Here is a 22,818-nt window from a genome sequence, read left to right as displayed (position 1 = left end):
AACTATGTCATTGATTCGTCCGGCACTTGTGCTATTTATTCTGTTAACGCTGCTCACCGGCGGCGTCTATCCTCTGCTAACCACCAGCCTGGGACAATGGTGGTTTAACTCACAGGCCAACGGCTCGCTGATCCGCCTGAACGGTGAAGTGCGCGGCTCGGCGCTGATTGGCCAGAACTTCACCGCCGCAGGCTATTTCCAGGGCCGCCCGTCGGCCACCGCGGAGACGGCGGATAATCCCATGGCCTCTGGCGGCAGCAACCTCGCCGCCAGCAACCCGGCGCTGGATAAAGCGGTGAGCGAGCGCGTGCAGGCCCTGCGCGCCGCCAACCCGGACGCCGACCCGCGGGTGCCGGTCGAACTGGTCACCACCTCGGCGAGCGGTCTCGATAACAACCTGACTCCGGCCGCCGCGCTGTGGCAAGTGCCCCGGGTGGCTCAAGCGCGCCAGCTGAGCGTTGAGCAGGTAACCCAGTTGGTGAATCAGGCCACACAAACCCCGCTGCTGAGCTTCCTTGGCCAGCCGGTGGTCAATATACTGCAACTCAATATGGCGCTGGATGCCCTGAAGGATAAGTAAATGAGTGACGAGCCGCTGCGCCCGGACCCTGACCGCCTGCTGCAGCACACCGCCGCCCCGCATCGCGGCAAACTGAAAGTGTTCTTTGGCGCCTGCGCCGGGGTGGGGAAAACCTGGGCGATGCTGGCGGAAGCGCAGCGGCTGCGCGCCCAGGGGCTGGATATTCTGATTGGCGTGGCGGAGACCCACGGCCGTAAAGAGACCGCCGCGATGCTGCAGGGCCTGAGCACCCTGCCGCCGCGGCGGCTTGCCCATCGCGGGCGGTACGTCTATGAGTTCGATCTCGACGCCGCCCTCGCCCGCCGTCCGGCGCTGATTCTGGTGGATGAGCTGGCGCACAGCAATGCGCCAGGCTCCCGCCATCCAAAGCGCTGGCAGGATGTGGATGAACTGCTGGAGGCCGGGATAGATGTTTTCACTACCGTTAACGTCCAGCATCTGGAAAGCCTGAATGACGTCGTCAGCGGGATCACCGGCGTGCAGGTGCGGGAGACGGTTCCCGATCCCTTCTTTGACGCCGCGGACGACGTGGTGCTGGTGGACCTCCCCCCTGACGATCTGCGCCAGCGGCTCAATGAGGGCAAAGTCTACATCGGCGGCCAGGCCGAGCGCGCTATCGAAAACTTTTTCCGCAAGGGCAATCTGATTGCGCTGCGCGAGCTGGCCCTGCGCCGCACCGCCGACCGCGTCGATGAGCAGATGCGCGCCTGGCGCGACCGTCAGGGCCAGGAGAAAGTCTGGCACACCCGCGATGCGATCCTGCTCTGTATCGGGCACAACACCGGCAGCGAAAAGCTGGTGCGCGCCGCCGCCCGGCTCGCCGCCCGCCTGGGCAGCGTCTGGCATGCGGTGTATGTCGAGACCCCTTCCCTGCACCGGCTGCAGGAAGGCCGGCGGCGGGCTATTCTCGCCGCGCTGCGTCTGGCCCAGGAGCTGGGGGCCGAAACCGCCACCCTCTCCGACCCGTCGGAAGAGAAAGCGGTCCTCCATTACGCCCGCGAACATAACCTCGGCAAAATCGTCATTGGCCGCCAAAGCAAGCGCCGCTGGTGGGATCGCAGCGGCTTCGCCGATCGTCTGGCTCGCCATGCGCCGGACCTCGATCTGGTGGTGATCGCCCTCGATGAGAAACCCTTCCCCCTTGCCGCACGCGCCAGCGACAGCCGTCCGGCGCTGGAGAAATGGCGCCTGCAGCTGCAGGGCTGCGCGGTGGCGGTGGCGCTATGCGCCATCATTACCCTGGTGGCCATGCAGTGGTTGATGGCCTTCGAAGCCGCCAACCTGGTGATGCTCTATCTGCTGGGGGTGGTGCTCATCGCCCTGGTCTATGGCCGCTGGCCGTCGGTGCTGGCGACGGTGATCAACGTCATCAGCTTCGATCTCTTTTTTGTCGCCCCGCGCGGGACGCTGGCGGTGTCGGATGTCCAGTATCTGCTCACCTTCGGCGTGATGCTCACCGTGGGCCTGCTTATCGGCAACCTCACCGCCGGCGTACGCTACCAGGCGCGGGTGGCGCGCTACCGTGAACGCCGTACCCGCCATCTGTATGAGATGTCTAAAGCGCTGGCGGTGGGTCGTAGCCAGCAGGATATCGCCACCACCAGCGAGCGGTTTATCGCCTCCACCTTTCAGGCCCGCAGCCAGCTGCTGCTCCCGGACGCCCAGGGAAAACTGCTGCCCTTAACCCACCAGCCAGGGCTGACCCCGTGGGATGATGCCATCGCCCGCTGGAGCTTTGATAAGGGCCAACCTGCCGGCGCCGGCACTGATACCCTGCCCGGCGTGCCGTATCAGATCTTGCCCCTGAAGAGCGCCGCCCGCACCTGGGGACTACTGGTGGTGGAACCGGAGAATCTGCGCCAATTGATGATCCCGGAGCAGCAGCGGCTGCTGGAGACCTTTACCCTGCTGGTGGCCAGCGCTCTGGAGCGCCTCACCCTGACCGCCAGCGAAGAGCAGGCCCGTCTGACCAGCGAGCGGGAAAGCCTGCGTAACTCGCTGCTCGCCGCCCTGTCGCACGATCTGCGTACTCCGCTGACCGTGCTGTTTGGCCAGGCGGAAATTCTGACCCTCGATCTGGCCAGCGAAGGTTCAAAACATGCCCCGCAGGCCAACGAAATCCGCCAGCATGTGCTCAACACCACCCGGCTGGTGAACAATCTGTTGGATATGGCGCGGATCCAGTCCGGCGGCTTTAATCTGCATAAGGAGTGGCTGACGCTGGAGGAAGTGGTCGGCAGCGCGCTGCGCATGCTCGAGCCAAGCCTCGGCGGCCAGCATATTCAGCTGGATTTACCCGATCCCCTCCAGCTGGTGCATGTCGACGGGCCGCTGTTCGAGCGGGTGCTGATCAACCTGCTGGAAAATGCCCATAAGTATGCCGGCGCCCGGGCGAGCATCGGCATTCGCGCCGAGGCGGACGCCCGGCAGCTGTCGCTGGAGGTATGGGATAACGGTCCAGGGATCCCGGCAGGCCAGGAACAGACTATCTTTGATAAATTCGCCCGCGGCAACAAAGAGTCGGCGATCCCTGGCGTCGGGCTGGGCCTTGCCATCTGTCAGGCCATCGTCGACGTCCACGGCGGGACCATCTCCGCCAGCAACCGGCCCGAGGGCGGCGCCTCATTCCGTGTTACACTGCCGGGAGAAACGCCCCCTGAACTGGAAGAGCTACCTGAGGAATTGTGATTAACGTTCTGATTATCGAAGACGAACACGCTATCCGACGCTTTCTGCGCACCGCGCTGGAAGCCGACGGCATGCGCGTATTTGAAGCGGAAACCCTGCAGCGTGGGCTGATTGAAGCCGCCACCCGTAAGCCCGACCTCGCGATCCTCGATCTCGGCCTGCCGGATGGTGACGGCATTGATTTTATTCGCGACCTGCGTCAGTGGAGCCAGATGCCGATTATCGTCCTGTCAGCGCGTAGCGAAGAGCATGACAAAATTGCCGCCCTGGATGCCGGCGCCGATGACTACTTAAGTAAACCCTTTGGCATCGGCGAGCTGCAGGCCCGCCTGCGCGTCGCGCTGCGTCGCCACGGCGCGGCGCAGGCCGATGAGCCGGTGGTGCGCTTCGCTGACCTGGAGGTCAATATCCCCGCCCGCCGCATCCTGCGCGGCAGCGAAGAGATCCACCTGACGCCTATCGAGTTTCGCCTGCTGGCGGCGCTGTTGAATAATCCCGGCAAAGTGCTTACCCAGCGCCAGCTGCTGAATCAGGTGTGGGGGCCTAACGCCGTGGAGCACAGCCACTATCTGCGGATCTATATGGGTCATCTGCGACAAAAGCTGGAGGCCGATCCGGCACGGCCGCAGCATTTGCTGACCGAAACCGGGATTGGCTATCGCTTTATGCCCTGAATCCCGCCTCTGCAGTACCAGAGGCTGGCGATTTTCAGCCCTTCAGAGAGCAGCAGAAAGCCTGACAGGATCGCTACATGCCGGACGCCGGCAGCCTGAATCAGCCACAGGCCCAGCGATAGCGAAGGCTGCATAAACAGCAGCCTGAGCGGCGCCTGCCCCCAGGCCAGCCACAGCGCATAGCGGCTCTGGCGGAAAAAAAAGATCATCGATAGCGGGATGCTGATAATCAGCAGAACATTCAGCGGGTACAGCCAGACCGCCGCGGAGCCCCAGGTGTGCAGCAGCTGGAGATAAGCCAGCAGATCGTCGTAAAAAGGGAGGCGGCGGTGGGCAATATTCCACCATAAGAATTGCAGGACGAAAAAGAGATCCATCCACGCCCAGAACAAAAACAGGGACTTCCGTTGTATTTTCATCGCTATCCTTGCGAAAAAAATCAGGCCCGCAAGGGGCCTGATGGTAGTGCGTCGTTAAGCGTTCTTCAGCACTTCGCTGACAATCTCTACCGCTTCTTTTTCAATCAGCTTGCGATGCTCTTCGCCGAGGAAGCTTTCGCAGTAGATCTTGTAGGCGTCTTCGGTGCCTGACGGACGCGCCGCGAACCAGCCGTTGTCGGTCATCACCTTGAGGCCGCCAATCGCCGCCCCGTTGCCCGGCGCCGCGGTCAGACGGGCAGTGATCGGATCCCCCGCCAGGGTGTCAGCGCTGACCATTTCCGGAGAGAGCTTGGACAGCGCCGCTTTCTGCGCGGAGGTCGCGGAAGCCTGCAGACGGTTGTAGCTCGGCGCACCGAAGCGTTCCGCCAGTTCGTTGTAATGCTCCTGCGGGTTTTTCCCGGTCACCGCGGTGATCTCCGCCGCCAGCAGGCACATGATGATGCCGTCTTTATCGGTGGACCACGGCGTGCCGTCGAAGCGCAGGAAGGAGGCCCCGGCGCTCTCTTCGCCGCCGAAGCCGAAGCTGCCGTCGAACAGACCGTCGACAAACCACTTAAAGCCCACCGGCACTTCCACCAGCTTGCGGCCCAGATCGTTCACCACGCGGTCAATCATCGCGGAGGAGACCAGCGTTTTACCCACCGCCACCTCTTTGCCCCACTGCGGACGATGCTGGAACAGGTAGTTGATCGCTACCGCCAGGTAGTGGTTCGGGTTCATCAACCCCGCCGGGGTCACAATCCCGTGGCGGTCGTAATCCGGGTCGTTAGCAAACGCCAGATCGAACTTATCGCGCAGCGCCAGCAGGCCGGCCATCGCACACTCTGAGGAGCAATCCATGCGGATGGCGCCGTCTTTATCGAGGTGCATAAAGCGGAAGGTCTGATCCACCTGATCGTTAACAATGGTCAGATTGAGCTTGTAGTGCTCGCCAATGCGTTTCCAGTATTCGATACCGGACCCGCCCAGCGGATCGACGCCCAGCGTCAGGCCGGCTTTCTGGATTGCGGCCATATCGACGATATCCGCCAGCCCTTCGATGAACGGCTGCACCAGATCCTGTTCTTTAACGTGGCCAGAAGCCAGCGCCGCGTCCAGAGAAATGCGTTTCACGCCCTGCAGGCCCGCGGCCAGCAGTTCGTTGGCGCGGTTTTCCACCACTTTGGTGACGTTGGTATCAGCCGGGCCGCCGTTTGGCGGATTGTACTTGATACCACCATCTTCCGGCGGGTTGTGTGACGGGGTGATCACAATGCCGTCCGCCAGCGGACCGCCTTTTTTGTTATGCACCAGAATCGCGTTGGAGACCGCCGGCGTCGGGGTGAAGCCGTTGTTTTCCTGCACGATCACGTCGACGCCGTTGGCGGTTAACACTTCCAGCACCGAAATAAACGCCGGCTCGGAGAGGGCGTGGGTATCTTTGCCGACATAGCACGGACCGGTGATCCCGTTTTTCGCACGATCTTCCGCAATGGCCTGGGCGATGGCCAGGATATGCGGTTCGTTGAAGTTGTGGCGCGCCGCGCTACCGCGATGGCCAGAGGTGCCGAATTTTACCGCATGCTCCGCATTACCGACTTCAGGCTTCAGCACGTAGTACTGAGCAGTCAGTTGGGCGACGTTAATCAAATCACTCTGTTGCGCAGGCTGCCCCGCACGTTTATCGATTGCCATTGCCTGATCCTTCTGGTGCAAATGTTAAAAAGCTAGATCGTGCCGCAAACCTTTTCAATCAGCTCCGCAGGGAACTGCATCGACTGCATGATGTGCTCAATCATGCTGCATTTACGGCCGGTATTGGTATTGGTGATCACCCACCACGGTGTACCAGGAACCTGTTTCGGTTTGGTCTGATTACCGCTTTTCAGCAGCGTACGCGCATCTTCCGCGAAGTAAACGCGCGTGCGGCCGTGCAGAGACTCGGTGGCCTCGGCAAATGCTTTACTGTCCAGGGAGTAGAGGGTCGTCAACACCAGCATAAAACGGTTCACCGCGCGCTTCTGCTCGGCGTATTCATCAGATAACAGCATCTCGCGCATGGCGCGGACTTTATCTTTCACCGGGTTAGCGGGTTTCACCTCAGCGACAGGCGCTGGCGCCAGCGTCGGCGCGGCTTTGCTGACCGGTGTAGCCGGTTGGGAAACGGCGGAAAATTTTAGCATACGCCGTAAAATGTCGGATGCGCTCTCGCCGATATGCAGAGTGTGGCTGGCAATATAGCGATAGAGTTCATCATCAACTTCAATTGTTTTCATCTTAATCCAGTGCGATATCTTTTCTGAATACAAATCGTTGGGATTATAAGTACAAATCCCAACCGCGGATAGCGTCAAACCAGGATGGCGGTAAAACTCAGAAAACTTCTGGGTCTTGCAGCCGGATGGCAGAATGTCCAACATAATACCCTAACCCGACGGAGCGAAAAAAAGAACTTTGCCATGAAATTAAATAGCCGAGCGCAATCTGCACAGAATCCGCACAACCACTCCCCGATCGTGCTGGTCCACGGTCTGTTTGGCAGCCTGGACAACCTGGGCATCCTCGCCCGCGACCTGATCGCCGACCATGATATTGTGCAGGTCGATATGCGCAACCACGGTTTGTCGCCGCGGTCGCCAGAGATGACCTACCCCGCCATGGCGCAGGATCTGCTTGATACGCTCGACGCGCACCAGATCGAGCGCGCCACCTTTATCGGCCATTCGATGGGCGGGAAAGCGGTAATGGCGCTTACCGCCCTGGCGCCTGAACGCATCAGCGGTCTGGTGGCGATCGATATCGCGCCGGTGGATTATCACGTTCGCCGCCATGATGAGATCTTCGCCGCTATCCGCGCCGTCAGCGAATCCGCCGCCAGCACCCGCCAGCAGGCGGCGCAGGTGATGCGCGAGCACCTGCAGGAAGAAGGCGTGATTCAGTTCCTGCTGAAATCATTCGTCGACGGCGACTGGCGCTTCAACGTGCCGGTGCTGTGGGACCAGTATCCGCATATCGTCGGCTGGGAAACCATCCCGGCCTGGCCGCACCCGACGCAGTTTATTCCCGGCGGCAACTCGCCCTATGTGACCGACGCCTACCGCGACGCGCTGCTGGCCCAGTTCCCGCAGGCCCGGGCCCACGTCATCGCCGGCGCCGGACACTGGGTCCATGCTGAGAAACCCGAGGCGGTGTTACGCGCCATCCGCCGCTATCTGACGAGCATCGCCGCCTGATTGGCTAAAATATGCCCGACCGCGCCGCAGAATGCCCGCGGTCGTTGGCGCAGCCGTTCGCCTGATGTATGATGGCGCGCTATCTGCGCCGGCTAGAGCCCGGCAGCTTGTTTCCCCGAAGTCACTCAGAATCATGGCAAAAGAACAAACGGACCGTACGACATTAGATTTGTTCGCAAACGAGCGTCGCCCGGGAAGACCGAAAACCAATCCGCTGTCGCGCGATGAACAACTGCGCATCAACAAACGTAACCAGCTGAAACGCGATAAGGTTCGCGGGCTGAAGCGCGTGGAGTTAAAACTCAACGCCGATGCGGTCGATGCGCTCAACGAGCTGGCGGAAGCACGTAATATGAGCCGCAGCGATCTCATTGAAGAGATGCTGATGACCCAGTTAACCGCCCTGCGCAGCCAGGGAAAAGTCTAACTTTCCGCGAAAAACCCGCATTCATGTAGCAGAGTGTGCAGTCGGGCGTGATTGCTGTTTCCGCGCCCTTGCCTGTTCTGCTATGATTGCCGTTATCTATGGGCATTGCGTCCCTACCACATCATTTAAGTTTCAAGAGGTTATTTTACTCATGGCAATCATCGGCATCTTTTTTGGCAGCGACACCGGCAACACCGAAAATATTGCAAAAATGATTCAAAAGCAGCTTGGTAAAGATGTTGCTGATGTTCACGACATTGCCAAAAGCAGCAAAGAAGACCTGGAAGCCCACGACATCCTGCTGCTCGGTATCCCGACCTGGTACTACGGTGAAGCGCAGTGTGACTGGGATGACTTCTTCCCGACGCTGGAAGAGATCGACTTCAATGGCAAACTGGTGGCGCTGTTCGGCTGCGGCGACCAGGAAGATTACGCAGAATACTTCTGCGACGCGCTGGGCACCATCCGCGACATCATTGAGCCGCGCGGCGCGACCATCGTCGGTCACTGGCCAACGGCGGGGTATCATTTTGAGGCTTCCAAAGGCCTGGCGGATGACGACCACTTCGTCGGCCTCGCCATCGATGAAGACCGCCAGCCGGAGCTGACCAACGAGCGCGTTGAGAAATGGGTGAAGCAGGTTGCCGAAGAGCTGCACCTCGAAGAAATCAAAAACGCCTGATGATTAAGCGGCGCAATCATTGAGTTGCGCCGCATTAATAGACAAAAGCAATCAAACTAATAGCTACAAGTTTTTAACTTTTAATCACATATCTGTACAATGTCCTCTGATTCTACGAGGCACGTGACGCAGTTTGTAGCTGGTGCCTCGTTTTTGACAGCAAACCAGGCCTGATGCTTGCAGTTTTCATTTACCAGTGGCAGTTCTATAATGAGACGCATTACGTCGGGTTAATTTCTGTATGACTTCCGTTGAAGGAAGTAGATCGTTTAGCAACAGGACAGATTCCGCATGACTGACAACAATACCGCATTAAAGAAGGCTGGCCTGAAAGTCACACTTCCTCGACTAAAAATCCTTGAAGTGCTGCAGGAACCGGATAACCATCATGTCAGTGCGGAAGACTTATATAAACGCCTGATCGACATGGGCGAAGAGATCGGTCTGGCGACCGTTTACCGCGTCCTCAACCAGTTTGATGACGCCGGCATCGTGACTCGTCATAATTTCGAAGGCGGAAAATCCGTTTTCGAACTGACCCAGCAGCATCACCACGATCACCTGATCTGCCTCGACTGCGGCAAAGTGATCGAATTCAGCGACGATTCGATCGAATTACGCCAGCGTGAAATTGCCTCCCGCCACGGCATCCGCCTGACCAACCACAGTCTGTATCTGTACGGTCACTGTGCGGAAGGGGATTGCCGCGAGGACGAACACGCCCACGACGCGGTGGAAAAATAATTCCCCGTTTCGCTGAGACTGAAAAGCCAACCTGCCGGTTGGCTTTTTTATGGGCGCCTCTGGCGCCCTTCCCGCACACGCCCCTGGGGTGACTTTCCTCATCCCCGCTTTGTCCGGAGAGTTGATATGGAACTTCGCCAGCGGGGCGATCTCTGATCGGATCGGTCGTCGTCCGGTGCTGATGGGCATTACCGTGCTGGCGCTGCTCACCACCTGGCCGGTGATGCACTGGCTCACCGTCGCGCCCGATTTCACCCGTATGACGCTGGTCCTGCTATGGTTCTCGTTCTTCTTTGGCATGTATAACGGCGCGATGGTCGCGGCGCTGACCGAAGTTATGCCGGTATACGTCCGCACCATGGGCTTTTCGCTGGCCTTCAGCCTTGCCACCACGATCTTCGGCGGACTGACGCCAGCTATTTCCACCGCCCTGGTCGAGCTCACCGGCGATAAAAGCGCGCCGGGCTGGTGGCTAATGTGCGCCGCGCTGTGCGGATTCATTGCCACCGCGCTACTGTTCGTGCGGCTGAGCCGCGGCTATCAGCCGGCGGAGAGTCAGCGCAAAAAAACAAACGGGCGGAGATATGCCCCGCCCGTTTGCCGCTGTCGTCTGATTTAATGGGTCGTATTATTGCTGCGGATCTCCTTCCAGATCTGATCGCAGCGCGCTTTCACCGCCTGATCGTTGCCGGTGCGGGTGGCCTGAATACACTGTTGGTAATCCAGGACGCGAACGCTCTCCTGGTTGGCGAACTGCTGGTGCTGTTTATCCTTTTTCAGCACATTCAGTACGCTCTGGCAGGCTTCAATCTTGTCCGGATTCCCTTCCGCCGTATTAATACAGGCGCTATAGGCATCTTTCAGTTTGGTGTCTTCTTTCGGCGCCGGCGACGTGGTGCAGGCCACCAGGCCCGCTGCCATCATGGCAATAAGCAGCATTTTTTTCATTGTCGTTCTCCCAGAGGTGCGGCAGGCTCACGCCCGCCGCGCAGGCATCAGAAAATAGTGAACGGGGCGATAACCATGAACTTCACGTCGCGCTCATCCTGGAAGATGTTGCCGTAGCCGCCGCTCCAGCTCGGAATATCGGAATGGTTGTCGTATTGGGTAAAGTGCAGTTTGAACAGGGTGCCCTTCGCCCGCCCTTCCTGTACGGTATACATTGCATCCAGGCTATAGGCCGACTCTTTCAGGCGATAGTCAGGGTCATAGTACGCATCCGGAGAGGACATTCGGCCCGGCTTCGCATCCCAGGCGTAGACATAAGACGCGCCGAACGCCCAGCCCGGCATATCCCAGTTTTTCATGTCATACATCGCGCCAAAGAAGACCGCTTTTTCGCCGTTGGCGTTAAAGTCGGAGCGGTTATCCCACCAGATATCGAGACGACCATTGGAAGAGGCGTAGGTCGGGGTCATACGCTGCAGGAAGTAGCCCTGCTGGCCATCAGCCTTCACCCAGGTTCCCTCGAGACGCAGATCCAGGACATCCGCCACCTTATAACCAAAGGTTAACGCCTGCAGCCATGCGGTGCCATCATAGATGTCGTTGACCCCGCCGTTGCTGACCTTATCGCGGGTGCCGTAGAACTGGTAGCTGGTGCTCAGCGGCGCGCCGGCGACATCAAACTTGTAGCTGGCTTTAGCAAAGTACTGATCGATATAGCCCTGAGCCTGACCAAATGCCGCCTCCAGCACCAGGTCATTTTTGAAATCATATTTAGCGCCGACGGAGTGGAGATAATCGACTTTGGTCTTCTTATCGTTCTGATAGAAATCGTCCATCTCGATATGCCATGGCGCTTTATACTCGTTCGTCCACATATAGGAGAAACTTAACGCGCCCGCCGTGCCATAGTCGAAGTTAGCCCCGGCCTCCGCCCCCTGATAGGTACCTGGCATAAAACTCCAGTGCGGGGCCAGCAGAGTCTGGCCGGTTGGCTGGATATAGCCCGCACGTGCCCACGCCGGACCATATTTGAATTTCGCTGCGGCTTTATACAGGCTGATGCCGCTCTTATCGCCGGAATAGTCTTCGTCATAGGCTTTGTTACGTGACGAGAAAGCAATTTCGTTCGGGTGACCGCTATCGCCGTTCTCCGCCATTTCAATCGCGGTAAACGCGGCAATATCAAGGCCAAACATATCGGCGGCATAGCCGGACTGGAAGTCCAGGTTGGCGTTCCAGGTGGAGTGGGAAAGGTTGGTTTTGTATTTGTCGCCGTCGGTCACATCTTTACGGTCACGCTCACGCTGCCAGTAATAGATACCGCCGGTTAAGGTTGAATCATCGATAAAGCCTGCTGCGCTGGCCTGTGGAGCCACAACCCAGCCCGACATCGCGGTGACGGCGGCAATAGCCAGCGCCAGCGTACTACGTTTGCCACTAAACGTACGCATGTGCATATCCTCTTTGACGTTTTAAAAGGCGAAGACCAGCGGTCAATCGCTAAAAAATAAATAAAACTGCAAAATGTGGGGCGGTAAAAAAGACCGCGAAACCACTATAGATAGACTATTTTTCGTGACGCGAATTATCAATGTTTTTCGTGAGGCAAAGCTTAAGATTATGACAAAGCGCACATATTTTATGTCGTTTTGTTACAGTCTTATCTCTGATGATTTTGTTATGGAAGTCATTGCAAAATCAGGGAAAAACGCAATCATTGAAAGCGATTACATTGGTTTTTTGTATGTGACAGGAAACATCAGAAGCGCTATTTATTACCACGCAGAAACAGAATTAATTCGCATCGCGAAAATGAAAAGTTTAATTAGCTGATTCTGAAACAAAANNNGCGCCGCTGGGAGCGACGCTTTGACAGAAAAGAAATATTATTCGCCCGCTTTCGCCCAGGTATCACGCAGCCCGACGGTGCGGTTGAACACCAGACTGGTTGCGGTTGCATAGCGGCTGTCGAGGCAGAAATAGCCTTCACGCTCAAACTGGTAAGCTTTACCGGCTTCGGCCTGCGCCAGGCTCGGCTCCGCGTACCCCTGTTTGATCACCAGCGATTCCGGGTTGATCACTGCGAGAAAATCGTCCGCCGCGCCCGGGTTTGGCACGCTGAACAGACGATCGTAGAGACGGATCTCTACCGGCAGCGCATGCGCCGCGCTTACCCAATGGATCACGCCTTTGACCTTGCGGCCGTCGGCCGGGTCTTTGCTCAGGGTGTCGGCATCGTAGGTGCAGAAGATGGTGGTAATATTGCCTTCGGCATCTTTCTCCACGCGTTCCGCTTTGATGACGTAGGCGTTGCGCAGACGCACTTCTTTACCCAGCACCAGACGCTTGTACTGTTTGTTGGCTTCTTCGCGGAAGTCCGCGCGATCGATCCAGATTTCGGCGCTGAACGGCACTTCACGACTGCCCATTTCCGGCTTGTTCGGATGGTTCGGCATCACCACCATTTCGCTTTCGCCCTGCGGATAGTTCTCGATAACCAGTTTCACCGGATCGATCACCGCCATCGCGCGCGGGGCGTTTTCGTTCAGATCTTCACGAATGCAGGACTCCAGCGACGCCATCTCGATGGTATTGTCCTGCTTGGTCACGCCGATGCGCTTGCAGAACTCACGGATGGATTCGGCGGTGTAGCCGCGACGACGCAGACCGGAGATGGTCGGCATACGCGGGTCGTCCCAGCCTTCCACGTGCTTCTCAGTCACCAGCTGGTTCAGCTTACGCTTGGACATCACGGTGTATTCGAGATTCAGGCGCGAGAATTCGTACTGACGCGGATGCACCGGGATGCTGATGTTGTCCAGCACCCAATCGTACAGGCGGCGGTTGTCCTGGAACTCCAGGGTACACAGCGAGTGGGTAATGCCTTCCAGCGCATCGCTGATGCAGTGGGTGAAGTCGTACATCGGGTAGATGCACCACTTGTTGCCAGTCTGATGATGCTCAGCGAACTTAATGCGGTACAGCACCGGATCGCGCATCACGATAAACGGCGACGCCATATCGATCTTCGCGCGCAGGCAGGCTTTGCCCTCTTCGAAGCCGCCGCTGCGCATTTTTTCAAACAGCGCCAGGTTCTCTTCCACGCTGCGGTCGCGATACGGGCTGTTTTTACCCGGCGCTTTCAGGGTGCCGCGGTATTCGCGAATTTCATCAGGAGAGAGTTCATCAACATAGGCCAGACCTTTGTTGATCAGCTCAACCGCATACTGATGCAGCTGATCGAAATAATCAGACGAGTAGCATACGTCCCCGGACCAGTGGAAACCTAACCACTGCACGTCGTTTTTAATCGACTCAACGTATTCGATATCTTCTTTCACCGGGTTGGTGTCATCGAAACGCAGGTTGCATTGGCCCTGATAATCCTGGGCGATGCCGAAGTTCAGGCAGATGGATTTTGCATGGCCAATGTGCAGATAACCGTTCGGCTCCGGCGGGAAGCGAGTGTGAACGGTGGTATGTTTACCGGTAGCCAGATCTTCATCAATAATCTGACGGATAAAGTTAGTCGGGCGGGCTTCTGCCTCACTCATCACGGGTTCCTCAAAGCGTAAACAACGTATAACGGCACATGTTCTTACAAGCAGGGCGTAGTGACAACTATTAGTTACGTAAAATAGGTATCAGAAGAGGATTATGGGGCCGATTGCTGGAAAAAAAAGCGGCGAAGGTTTCCCTTCGCCGCTGAGGCAAAAACTCGACTCAGGAGCCTTACTTGCCTTTAATCTCATACAGCGGCGTCTGGCCAGCAACGACCTTACCGCTCGCCAGTATCACCAGCGCGCTGTAGTCATCGCTGTTGCTGCAGACGACCGGACTGATCATTGAGCGCGCGTTGGCGTTGAGGAAGTCCAGATCCATTTCCAGAATCGGCTCACCCGCCTTCACGTCCGTGCCCTCTTCAACCAGACGTTTGAAGCCCTTGCCTTCCAGCGCCACGGTGTCGATACCCATGTGAACGACGATTTCCGCACCGTTGTTGGTTTCGAGGCAGAACGCGTGGTTAGTGTTGAAAATTTTCACCACGGTACCGGCGGCCGGGGCCACCACGATGTTGCTGGTCGGTTTCACCGCGATCCCGTCGCCGACGGCTTTGCTGGCGAAGGCTTCGTCCGGCACCTGCTCGAGGGCCACCACGTCACCGGTAATCGGCGAAACCAGCGACTCAACGGTCTTCGCGTTCGCTACCGCCTGCGGTTTAGCCGCGGGCGCTGCGGTGGCGACGTTGCCAGCCGGTGCGGCTGCCGCTGCCGCTACCGGGCCGCGGGTAACCACTTTTTTCATCTCATCGCCGATAGACTCTGCTTTCGCACCGACGATAACCTGGATGGTTTGCTTATTCAGTTTCACCACCCCGGACGCGCCGAGACGTTTACAGGCGGCGTCGTTCACCTTCGCCGAATCGCCCACGGTCAGACGCAGACGGGTGATACAGGCGTCAATGGCTTTCAGGTTGTCCGTTCCGCCCACCGCGGCGATATAGCTGGTCGCCAGCTGGGTCAGCCCCTCTTCAGTGTTGCTGTTGGCTTCTTCCGTTACCACGTCAGCGGCTTTGTCTTCACGACCCGGCGTTTTCAGGTTGAACATGCGGATCACCGCGCTGAACAGCAGGAAGTAGACGAAGAAGAACACCACGCCCATCACCAGCAGCATCCAGACGTTTTTGCTGGCGGCCGGCAGGCTGTACATCAGCACGTAGTCAATTGCACCTGCGGAGAAGGAGAAGCCCGCATGGATCCCGAGCGCCGTTGCGATGAACAGGCTGATACCGGTCAGCACCGCATGCAGGAGGTACAGCAGCGGAGCCAGGAACATGAACAGGAATTCCAGCGGCTCGGTTACCCCGGTCAGGAACGCGGTGATGGCCACGGACAGCAGCATACCGCCTACCATCGGACGACGCGCTTTCGGCGCCGCCAGATACATCGCCAGCGCCGCACCCGGCAGACCAAACATCATGATTGGGAAGAAGCCGGACATGAACATCCCCGCGGTGCCGTCGCCGGCGTAGAAGCGGTTGATGTCGCCGTGGAACACAGCGCCAGCGGCGTTAGTGAACTCACCAATCTGGAACCAGGCGATGGTGTTCAGCACCTGATGCAGACCGGTTGGGATCAGCAGACGGTTGATGAAACCAAAGATACCGGAACCCAGCGCCCCTGCGGAGACGATCCATTCGCCGCCAGAGTGGATAGCGTGCTGCACCGGCGGCCAGACGTAGCCGAAGATCGCCGCGAGGATCAGACAGAAGAAGCCGGTGGCGATCGGCACGAAGCGTTTGCCGCCGAAGAAGCTCAGGAAGTCCGGCAGCTTGATGCCGGCCCAGCGGTTGTATACCGCCCCTGCCACCAGACCGGTAATGATACCGGCCAGCACGCCCATATTGATTTCCGGGTTGATGGTGACCATCGCTTTGGTCATCACGAAATACCCTACCGCACCGGCCAGCGCCGCAGAACCGGCGTTATCCTTAGACCAGCTTGATGCCACACCAATTGCGAAGATCAGCGCCAGATTATCGAAGATCGCCCCACCCGCTTGCGCGATGAAGGGTACATTCAACAGGTCTGGTTGCCCGAAACGCAGCAGCAATGCCGCGACCGGCAGCACTGCGATAGGGAGCTGCAACGCCCTACCCAGTCGCTGAAAGAAACCTAAAATATTCATCTTATTCCCCCTATGAGACCCCGATGAGGCTCATTTCAAAGCCACTTTTTTATTGTGTAACAAGGTCGGTTTTATCACTTACCGGCAAAGTGTGTGAAAAATTAATTCGTATCGCAAATTAAACGGGTATTTTTTGTGATAATTATCACCAAATATCGTATTCCCTCCTCCCTTGCACTGGCTAACAACGAAAACTTATTTTATCATTCAAAAAATCAACACGGATTGACCCCGGTCGGCGCAGTTGCTGCAATACTCTCCTTAGGGTGCTGGCGCCAATCCGCCAGAATCTACTTTGACTATAGAGGTGAAGAATGAGACTGATTCCCCTGGTAACCGCTGAGCAGGTCGGTAAATGGGCTGCCCGCCATATCGTTAACCGCATTAATGCATTTAAACCAACCGCGGACCGTCCGTTCGTCCTGGGTCTGCCAACCGGTGGTACCCCGCTGACCGCCTACAAGGCGCTGGTTGAAATGCATAAAGCAGGCCAGGTTAGCTTCAAGCACGTCGTCACCTTTAACATGGATGAATACGTTGGCCTGCCGAAAGAGCATCCGGAAAGCTATCATAGCTTTATGCACCGTAATTTCTTTGACCACGTTGATATTCCGGCAGAAAATATCAACCTGCTGAATGGTAACGCGCCGGACATCGATGCGGAATGCCGTCGCTATGAAGAAAAAATTCGTTCCTACGGTAAAATCCACCTGTTCATGGGCGGCGTGGGCAACGATGGTCATATCGCGTTTAACGAACCGGCCTCTTCTCTGGCGTCCCGCACCCGTATTAAGACCCTGACCCATGAAACCCGCGTAGCGAACTCCCGCTTCTTCGACGGCGATGTGGATCTGGTGCCGAAATATGCGCTGACCGTCGGCGTGGGCACCCTGCTGGACGCAGAAGAAGTGATGATTCTGGTGCTGGGTCATCAGAAAGCGCTGGCGCTGCAGGCGGCGGTAGAAGGTAACGTCAACCACATGTGGACCATTACCTGTCTGCAGCTGCATCCGAAGGCGGTGATCGTCTGCGACGAACCGTCCACCATGGAGCTGAAAGTGAAGACGCTGAAATATTTCAACGAATTAGAAGCTGAAAATATTAAAGGTCTGTAATGTAGTCCTTCCCGCGCCCTGGCGCGGGATCATCTTTTTCTTTGTACGCACCATCATGCCGGCGGCAAACGAACGAACGCTGACCTGATGAGGCGTATATACCGGGGGTCGTAATGTATGCATTAACCCAGGGCCGGGTTTATACCGGTCATGAAATTCTCGATGACCATGCGGTTGTTATCGCTGATGGCTTTATCGAACGTCTTTGTCCGCTGGCAGATTTGCCGTCTGACATCGAGCAGCGCTCAGTCAACGGCGCAATAATCGCCCCCGGTTTTATCGACGTCCAGCTCAACGGCTGCGGCGGCGTGCAGTTTAACGACAGCCCAGAGGCGGTCACTGTCGAAACGCTGGAGATCATGCAGAAGGCCAACGAACGCTCAGGCTGCACCAGCTTCCTGCCGACGCTGATTACCTCCAGCGACGATCTGATGAAGCAAGGCGTGCGCGTGATGCGCGAATATCTGCAAAAACATCCGAACCAGGCGCTGGGCCTGCATCTCGAAGGGCCGTGGCTGAATATCGTTAAGAAAGGCACCCACAATCCGGACTACGTGCGTAAACCGGACGCGGCGCTGGTCGATTTCCTGTGCGACAACGCCGATGTGATCACCAAAGTGACCCTCGCCCCTGAGCGCGTTGAGCCAGAAGTGATCCGCAAACTGGTCGCCGCCGGGATCGTTGTCTCCGCGGGCCACTCCAACGCTACGCTGAAAGAGGCGAAAGTCGGCTTCCGCGCGGGCATTACCTTCGCCACCCACCTGTATAATGCGATGCCGTACATTACCGGCCGCGAACCGGGTCTTGCCGGGGCGATTTTTGACGAGCCGGATGTCTACTGCGGTATCATCGTCGACGGGATGCACGTCGATTACGCCAACGTGCGCAACGCCAAGCGCCTGAAAGGCGACAAGCTGTGCCTGGTCACCGACGCCACCGCGCCGGCGGGGGCGAATATTGACCAGTTCATTTTTGCCGGGAAAACAATATACTACCGCAATGGGCTGTGCGTAGATGAAAACGGCACCCTCAGCGGATCTTCGCTGACCATGATTGAAGGGGTGCGTAATCTGGTTGAGCATTGCGGCGTGGCACTGGACGAAGTATTGCGCATGGCGACGCTCTATCCTGCGCGCGCTATCGGCGTGGACAAGCAGCTCGGCAGCATTGCGCCGGGCATGGTCGCTAACCTGACCGCCTTTACACGCGATTATAAAATCACCAAGACCATCGTTAATGGTAACGAGGTCGTCACTGAGTAAGTAAAAGTATGACAGCAGGCGGACAAGCTCAAATTGGTAACGTTGACCTCGTAAAACAACTGAACAGCGCGGCCGTGTACCGCCTGATTGACCAGCATGGGCCCATCTCGCGCATTCAGATAGCCGAACAAAGCCAGCTTGCCCCTGCCAGCGTGACCAAAATCACGCGTCAGCTTATTGAGCGCGGCCTGATCAAAGAAGTCGATCAGCAGGCCTCCACCGGTGGCCGCCGCGCTATCTCTATCATCGCAGAAACTCGCAACTTCAACGCCATCGGCGTGCGGCTTGGCCGCTATGACGCCACTCTGACCCTGTATGATTTAAGCAGCAAGACCCTGGAAGAGGAGCACTTCCCGCTGCCCGAGCGCACCCAGGAAACGCTGGAACACGCCCTGCTGAATATCATCGCCACCTTTATCGAAAACTGTCAGCGCAAAATTCGCGAGCTGATCGCTATCTCAGTGATCCTGCCGGGCCTCGTCGACCCGGAAAGCGGCGTGATCCGCTATATGCCGCACATTGCGGTGGAAAACTGGGGCCTGGTCGGGGCGCTGGAGAAACGCTTCAACGTTACCTGCTTTGTTGGCCACGATATCCGCAGCCTGGCGCTGGCCGAGCACTATTTTGGCGCAAGCCAGGATTGCGAAGACTCCATTCTGGTGCGCGTGCACCGCGGTACCGGGGCGGGGATTATCTCCAACGGGCGCATTTTTATCGGCCGCAACGGCAACGTCGGCGAAATTGGCCATATTCAGGTCGACCCGCTGGGCGAACGCTGCCACTGCGGCAACTTCGGCTGTCTGGAGACCGTCGCGGCCAATGCCGCCATTGAACAGCGGGTTCGCCACCTGCTGGAGCAGGGCTACCAGAGCCGTCTGACGCCGGATGACTGCACGATCAAAACTATCTGCAAAGCGGCCAACAAGGGCGATGCCCTGGCCTGCGAGGTGATTGAGTACGTGGGGCGCCACCTCGGGAAAACGATCGCCATCGCCATTAACCTGTTCAACCCACAAAAAATCGTCGTCGCCGGCGAAATAGTGGAAGCTGAAAAGGTCCTTCTTCCGGCCATCGAAGGCTGCATTAACGCCCAGGCGCTTAAGGCGTTTCGTAAGAACCTGCCGGTGGTGCGCTCCACCCTCGATCACCGCTCTGCAATCGGCGCCTTCGCGCTGGTCAAACGCGCCATGCTCAATGGCACGCTGCTGCAGCGTTTGCTTGAGAGCTAATCGCCCCTTTTCTGATAGCGCGTCACCTTGATACGGGCGGGCCTCGCCCGTCAGAGGTGTGAAACCTCATCGATGACGCGTATAGTTTCGTCTTTGTTAATGATTCTGGACCCACCATGACCATTCAAAACATAATTTGTGATATTGACGGCGTACTGATGCACGATAACGTCGCCGTTCCCGGCGCAGCCGAGTTTATCAAGCGCATCCTCGATAAAGGCATGCCGCTGGTAATGCTGACCAACTACCCGTCGCAAACCGGCCAGGATCTGGCGAACCGTTTCGCCACCGCTGGAATTGATGTTCCGGATAGCGCCTTTTACACCTCAGCGATGGCCACCGCCGATTTTCTGCGTCGCCAGGAAGGCAAAAAAGCCTACGTGGTGGGAGAAGGGGCGCTGATCCACGAGCTGTACAAAGCCGGCTTTACCATTACCGATGTGAACCCGGATTTTGTCATCGTCGGAGAAACTCGCTCCTTTAACTGGGAAATGATGCATAAGGCCGCCTTCTTCGTCGCCAACGGCGCCCGCTTCATTGCCACTAACCCGGATACGCACGGTCGCGGCTTCTACCCTGCCTGCGGCGCGCTGTGCGCCGGGATCGAGAAGATCTCCGGCCGTAAGCCGTTTTACGTCGGCAAACCCAGCCCGTGGATCATCCGTTCAGCACTGAATAAAATGCAGGCTCACTCCGAGCAGACGGTGATCGTCGGCGATAACCTGCGCACCGATATACTGGCCGGTTTCCAGGCGGGGCTGGAGACTATTTTGGTGCTCTCCGGCGTCTCCACCCTCGACGACATCGACAGCATGCCGTTCCGCCCGTCGTGGATTTACCCTTCCGTCGCGGAAATCGATATTTTCTGATGCCAACCACGTCGCAGGACGTGGTTTTTCATTTCTAGCGCCCTTCAGAATTACCCCATCTAATAAAAACGGCCTATAAATACGAATTCCTCAATAAAGCCGTTCAAAAGATACTCTTTTTTCACTGTTCAACAATCACGGTTGCGTTTTTTCTTTTTCCGGCCGCAAAACCCTTGCGCCTGCTCCCCCTTTACGGCATTTTCTTAAGCACGCACTCAGGCTTCGCCACGAGACGAAGCCAGCACAACATCAAACACGACAGGGTAATGGAGAAGGCTATGTGTTCTATTTTTGGCGTACTGGATATTAAAACTGACGCAGGCGAGCTGCGTAAAAAGGCGCTGGAGCTTTCCCGCCTGATGCGCCACCGCGGTCCGGACTGGTCTGGCGTATATGCCAGCGACAAAGCGATTCTGGCGCACGAGCGCCTGTCGATTGTCGACGTCAACGCCGGGGCCCAGCCGCTGTACAACGCCGAAAAAACCCATGCGCTGGCCGTTAACGGCGAGATCTACAACCACCAGGCGCTGCGCGCGGAGTATGGCGATCGCTACCAGTTCCAGACCGGTTCCGACTGCGAAGTGATCCTCGCGCTGTATCAGGAAAAAGGCCCGGAGTTCCTCGACGATCTGCAGGGAATGTTCGCCTTCGCCCTGTACGACAGCGAAAAAGACGCGTACTTAATTGGCCGCGACCATATCGGCATTATCCCGCTGTATATGGGCCATGACGAACACGGCAACTTCTATGTCGCCTCCGAAATGAAAGCGCTGGTGCCGGTATGCCGCACCATTAAAGAGTTCCCGGCGGGCAGCTACCTGTGGAGCAAAGACGGCGAAATTCGCCAGTACTATCAGCGCGACTGGTTTGATTACGACGCGGTGAAAGACAACGTTACCGATAAGAACGAGCTGCGCCAGGCGCTGGAAGAGTCGGTGAAAAGCCACCTGATGTCCGACGTGCCTTACGGCGTGCTGCTCTCCGGCGGTCTTGATTCATCGGTCATCTCGGCTATCACCAAGAAATTCGCCGCCCGTCGCGTCGAAGATCAGGAGCGTAGCGAAGCCTGGTGGCCGCAGCTGCACTCTTTCGCGGTCGGTCTGGAAGGCTCTCCTGACCTGAAAGCGGCGCAGGAGGTGGCCAACCACCTCGGCACCGTGCACCACGAAATTCACTTTACCGTCCAGGAAGGGCTGGATGCCATCCGCGACGTTATCTATCACATCGAAACCTACGATGTGACCACTATTCGCGCCTCGACGCCGATGTACCTGATGTCGCGGAAAATTAAAGCCATGGGCATCAAAATGGTGCTTTCCGGCGAAGGTTCGGACGAAGTGTTCGGCGGCTACCTCTACTTCCATAAGGCGCCGAACGCCAAAGAACTGCACGAAGAGACGGTGCGTAAGCTGCAGGCGCTGCATATGTTTGACTGCGCCCGCGCCAACAAAGCGATGTCCGCCTGGGGCGTGGAGGCCCGCGTGCCGTTCCTCGACAAGAAGTTCCTCGACGTCGCGATGCGCATTAACCCGCAGGATAAGATGTGCGGCAACGGCAAAATGGAAAAACACATTCTGCGCGAATGCTTTGAATCCTACCTGCCGGCCAGCGTCGCCTGGCGCCAGAAGGAGCAGTTCTCTGACGGCGTCGGCTACAGCTGGATCGATACCCTGAAAGAAGTGGCCGCCAAACAGATCAGCGACCAGCAACTGGAAACCGCAAGCTTCCGCTTCCCGTACAACACGCCGACCTCCAAAGAAGGCTATTTGTACCGCGAGATCTTCGAAGAGCTGTTCCCGCTGCCGAGCGCGGCGGAGTGCGTCCCTGGCGGTCCGTCGGTGGCCTGCTCTTCAGCGAAAGCCATTGAGTGGGATGAAGCGTTCAAAACCATGAACGATCCATCAGGCCGCGCGGTCGGTGTCCACCAGTCGGCCTACAAATAAGCCCAGACGGGCGGTGAAACGCAAAACGGACCCTCCGGGGTCCGTTTTCTTTTTGCCGGATTTATACCGCTGAAAAACGATAAATAACCAATAATTGCCGAATATTCCAGCGAGCTGTTCGCAACCTAACCAAACAGTCACATTACAACGATTTTCCTTGAAAAAGAGGTTGACGCTCGCAGGCCCAATACGCATAATGCGCCCCGCAACGCCGATAAGGTTACGCGAAAAAAAGATGGCTACGTAGCTCAGCTGGTTAGAGCACATCACTCATAATGATGGGGTCACAGGTTCGAATCCCGTCGTAGCCACCATCT

Annotated in this window: 21 protein-coding genes and 1 tRNA gene; 15 read left to right on the top strand and 7 right to left on the bottom strand. The window is 57.4% G+C overall.

What is annotated here, in order from left to right; translation table 11 throughout:
- The first annotated feature begins 4 nt into the window (after nucleotides 1-4).
- The 3 genes from kdpC to kdpE are packed head-to-tail and all read left to right on the top strand — an operon-like array spanning nucleotide 5 to nucleotide 3,942.
- A complete protein-coding gene (gene kdpC / locus VZP09_RS03660; protein WP_004142248.1) occupies nucleotides 5-580 on the top strand; it encodes a potassium-transporting ATPase subunit KdpC in 576 nt (191 codons plus the stop codon).
- Nucleotides 581-3,268, top strand: a complete 2,688-nt coding sequence (gene kdpD / locus VZP09_RS03655) for a two-component system sensor histidine kinase KdpD (protein WP_032414679.1) — start codon at nucleotides 581-583, stop codon at nucleotides 3,266-3,268.
- Nucleotides 3,265-3,942 carry a two-component system response regulator KdpE gene (gene kdpE / locus VZP09_RS03650; RefSeq protein WP_002894776.1) on the top strand — a complete coding sequence of 226 codons (678 nt, stop codon included), beginning with the start codon at nucleotides 3,265-3,267 and terminating at the stop codon, nucleotides 3,940-3,942. Before kdpD ends, kdpE begins: the two co-directional genes overlap by 4 nt.
- Here the strand turns inward: kdpE and VZP09_RS03645 are convergent.
- From VZP09_RS03645 to seqA, 3 genes are read right to left on the bottom strand one after another with little or no spacing between them, the layout of a single operon-like run.
- Nucleotides 3,924-4,361, bottom strand: a complete 438-nt coding sequence (locus VZP09_RS03645) for a hypothetical protein (protein WP_032414678.1) — start codon at nucleotides 4,359-4,361, stop codon at nucleotides 3,924-3,926. The two genes, kdpE and VZP09_RS03645, sit on opposite strands and share 19 nt — an antisense overlap.
- A gap of 54 nt (nucleotides 4,362-4,415) precedes the next feature.
- Nucleotides 4,416-6,056 (bottom strand): phosphoglucomutase (alpha-D-glucose-1,6-bisphosphate-dependent), encoded by a 1,641-nt coding sequence (gene pgm, locus VZP09_RS03640; RefSeq protein WP_002894773.1) that lies wholly within the window; start codon nucleotides 6,054-6,056, stop codon nucleotides 4,416-4,418.
- Between the two features lie 32 nt (nucleotides 6,057-6,088).
- Nucleotides 6,089-6,637 carry a replication initiation negative regulator SeqA gene (gene seqA / locus VZP09_RS03635; protein WP_002894771.1) on the bottom strand — a complete coding sequence of 183 codons (549 nt, stop codon included), beginning with the start codon at nucleotides 6,635-6,637 and terminating at the stop codon, nucleotides 6,089-6,091.
- 183 nt (nucleotides 6,638-6,820) lie between these two features.
- Between seqA and ybfF the strand changes: the two genes are divergently transcribed.
- The 5 genes from ybfF (at nucleotide 6,821) to VZP09_RS03610 (ending at nucleotide 10,066) form a co-directional block, all read left to right on the top strand.
- On the top strand, nucleotides 6,821-7,594 hold the full coding sequence (ybfF, locus tag VZP09_RS03630; RefSeq protein ID WP_004152229.1) for an esterase: 774 nt from the start codon (nucleotides 6,821-6,823) through the stop codon (nucleotides 7,592-7,594).
- A 133-nt stretch (nucleotides 7,595-7,727) separates the two neighbouring features.
- Nucleotides 7,728-8,021 carry a LexA regulated protein gene (ybfE, locus tag VZP09_RS03625; RefSeq protein ID WP_002894767.1) on the top strand — a complete coding sequence of 98 codons (294 nt, stop codon included), beginning with the start codon at nucleotides 7,728-7,730 and terminating at the stop codon, nucleotides 8,019-8,021.
- A gap of 151 nt (nucleotides 8,022-8,172) precedes the next feature.
- Nucleotides 8,173-8,703: a flavodoxin FldA gene (gene fldA / locus VZP09_RS03620; protein ID WP_002894765.1), complete on the top strand. Its 531-nt coding sequence runs from the start codon at nucleotides 8,173-8,175 to the stop codon at nucleotides 8,701-8,703.
- A gap of 291 nt (nucleotides 8,704-8,994) precedes the next feature.
- Entirely contained in the window at nucleotides 8,995-9,447 is a 453-nt protein-coding gene (gene fur / locus VZP09_RS03615; protein ID WP_002894761.1) for a ferric iron uptake transcriptional regulator, read from the top strand.
- Between the two features lie 121 nt (nucleotides 9,448-9,568).
- Nucleotides 9,569-10,066, top strand: coding sequence for an MFS transporter (locus VZP09_RS03610; RefSeq protein WP_328794907.1), 498 nt, complete (start codon nucleotides 9,569-9,571; stop codon nucleotides 10,064-10,066).
- On the opposite strand, the gene chiQ is transcribed toward VZP09_RS03610, so the two are convergent.
- Together chiQ and chiP are read right to left on the bottom strand one after the other, a co-directional pair.
- On the bottom strand, nucleotides 10,063-10,395 hold the full coding sequence (gene chiQ / locus VZP09_RS03605; RefSeq protein ID WP_002894759.1) for a ChiQ/YbfN family lipoprotein: 333 nt from the start codon (nucleotides 10,393-10,395) through the stop codon (nucleotides 10,063-10,065). The two genes, VZP09_RS03610 and chiQ, sit on opposite strands and share 4 nt — an antisense overlap.
- 47 nt (nucleotides 10,396-10,442) lie before the next feature.
- On the bottom strand, nucleotides 10,443-11,846 hold the full coding sequence (gene chiP / locus VZP09_RS03600) for a chitoporin ChiP (RefSeq protein ID WP_004152230.1): 1,404 nt from the start codon (nucleotides 11,844-11,846) through the stop codon (nucleotides 10,443-10,445).
- A gap of 229 nt (nucleotides 11,847-12,075) precedes the next feature.
- On the opposite strand from chiP, the gene VZP09_RS24815 reads away from it, so the two are divergent.
- Complete coding sequence (locus VZP09_RS24815; protein WP_411545628.1) at nucleotides 12,076-12,228, top strand: hypothetical protein; 153 nt, start codon at nucleotides 12,076-12,078, stop codon at nucleotides 12,226-12,228.
- Nucleotides 12,229-12,281: 53 nt separating this feature from the next.
- Here VZP09_RS24815 and glnS read toward each other — a convergent pair whose 3' ends face one another.
- Nucleotides 12,282-13,949 (bottom strand): glutamine--tRNA ligase, encoded by a 1,668-nt coding sequence (gene glnS, locus VZP09_RS03590; protein WP_004893401.1) that lies wholly within the window; start codon nucleotides 13,947-13,949, stop codon nucleotides 12,282-12,284.
- Nucleotides 13,950-14,127: 178 nt separating this feature from the next.
- Entirely contained in the window at nucleotides 14,128-16,083 is a 1,956-nt protein-coding gene (gene nagE, locus VZP09_RS03585; protein ID WP_004147599.1) for a PTS N-acetyl glucosamine transporter subunit IIABC, read from the bottom strand.
- Between the two features lie 314 nt (nucleotides 16,084-16,397).
- Here nagE and nagB point away from each other — a divergent pair, with 314 nt between their 5' ends.
- The 6 genes from nagB to VZP09_RS03555 all read left to right on the top strand — a co-directional run bounded on the left by nagB (nucleotide 16,398) and on the right by VZP09_RS03555 (nucleotide 22,815).
- A complete protein-coding gene (gene nagB, locus VZP09_RS03580) occupies nucleotides 16,398-17,198 on the top strand; it encodes a glucosamine-6-phosphate deaminase (RefSeq protein WP_002894749.1) in 801 nt (266 codons plus the stop codon).
- 113 nt (nucleotides 17,199-17,311) lie between these two features.
- Nucleotides 17,312-18,460 (top strand): N-acetylglucosamine-6-phosphate deacetylase, encoded by a 1,149-nt coding sequence (nagA, locus tag VZP09_RS03575; protein WP_004223668.1) that lies wholly within the window; start codon nucleotides 17,312-17,314, stop codon nucleotides 18,458-18,460.
- Nucleotides 18,461-18,468: 8 nt separating this feature from the next.
- Complete coding sequence (gene nagC / locus VZP09_RS03570) at nucleotides 18,469-19,689, top strand: DNA-binding transcriptional regulator NagC (protein ID WP_002894742.1); 1,221 nt, start codon at nucleotides 18,469-18,471, stop codon at nucleotides 19,687-19,689.
- Nucleotides 19,690-19,805: 116 nt separating this feature from the next.
- On the top strand, nucleotides 19,806-20,558 hold the full coding sequence (locus tag VZP09_RS03565; RefSeq protein ID WP_002894738.1) for an HAD-IIA family hydrolase: 753 nt from the start codon (nucleotides 19,806-19,808) through the stop codon (nucleotides 20,556-20,558).
- Nucleotides 20,559-20,836: 278 nt separating this feature from the next.
- Nucleotides 20,837-22,501 carry an asparagine synthase B gene (asnB, locus tag VZP09_RS03560; RefSeq protein ID WP_002894734.1) on the top strand — a complete coding sequence of 555 codons (1,665 nt, stop codon included), beginning with the start codon at nucleotides 20,837-20,839 and terminating at the stop codon, nucleotides 22,499-22,501.
- Between the two features lie 237 nt (nucleotides 22,502-22,738).
- Nucleotides 22,739-22,815 (top strand) — tRNA-Met (locus VZP09_RS03555).
- Nucleotides 22,816-22,818 lie beyond the last annotated feature (3 nt).

It is taken from the genome of Klebsiella sp. EMBS2024 (assembly GCF_036233805.1).
Classification (GTDB): Bacteria; Pseudomonadota; Gammaproteobacteria; order Enterobacterales; family Enterobacteriaceae; genus Klebsiella; species Klebsiella pneumoniae.
Note: the sequence above shows the minus strand (reverse complement) of the source record. Positions and strands in the feature narration are given on the sequence as shown.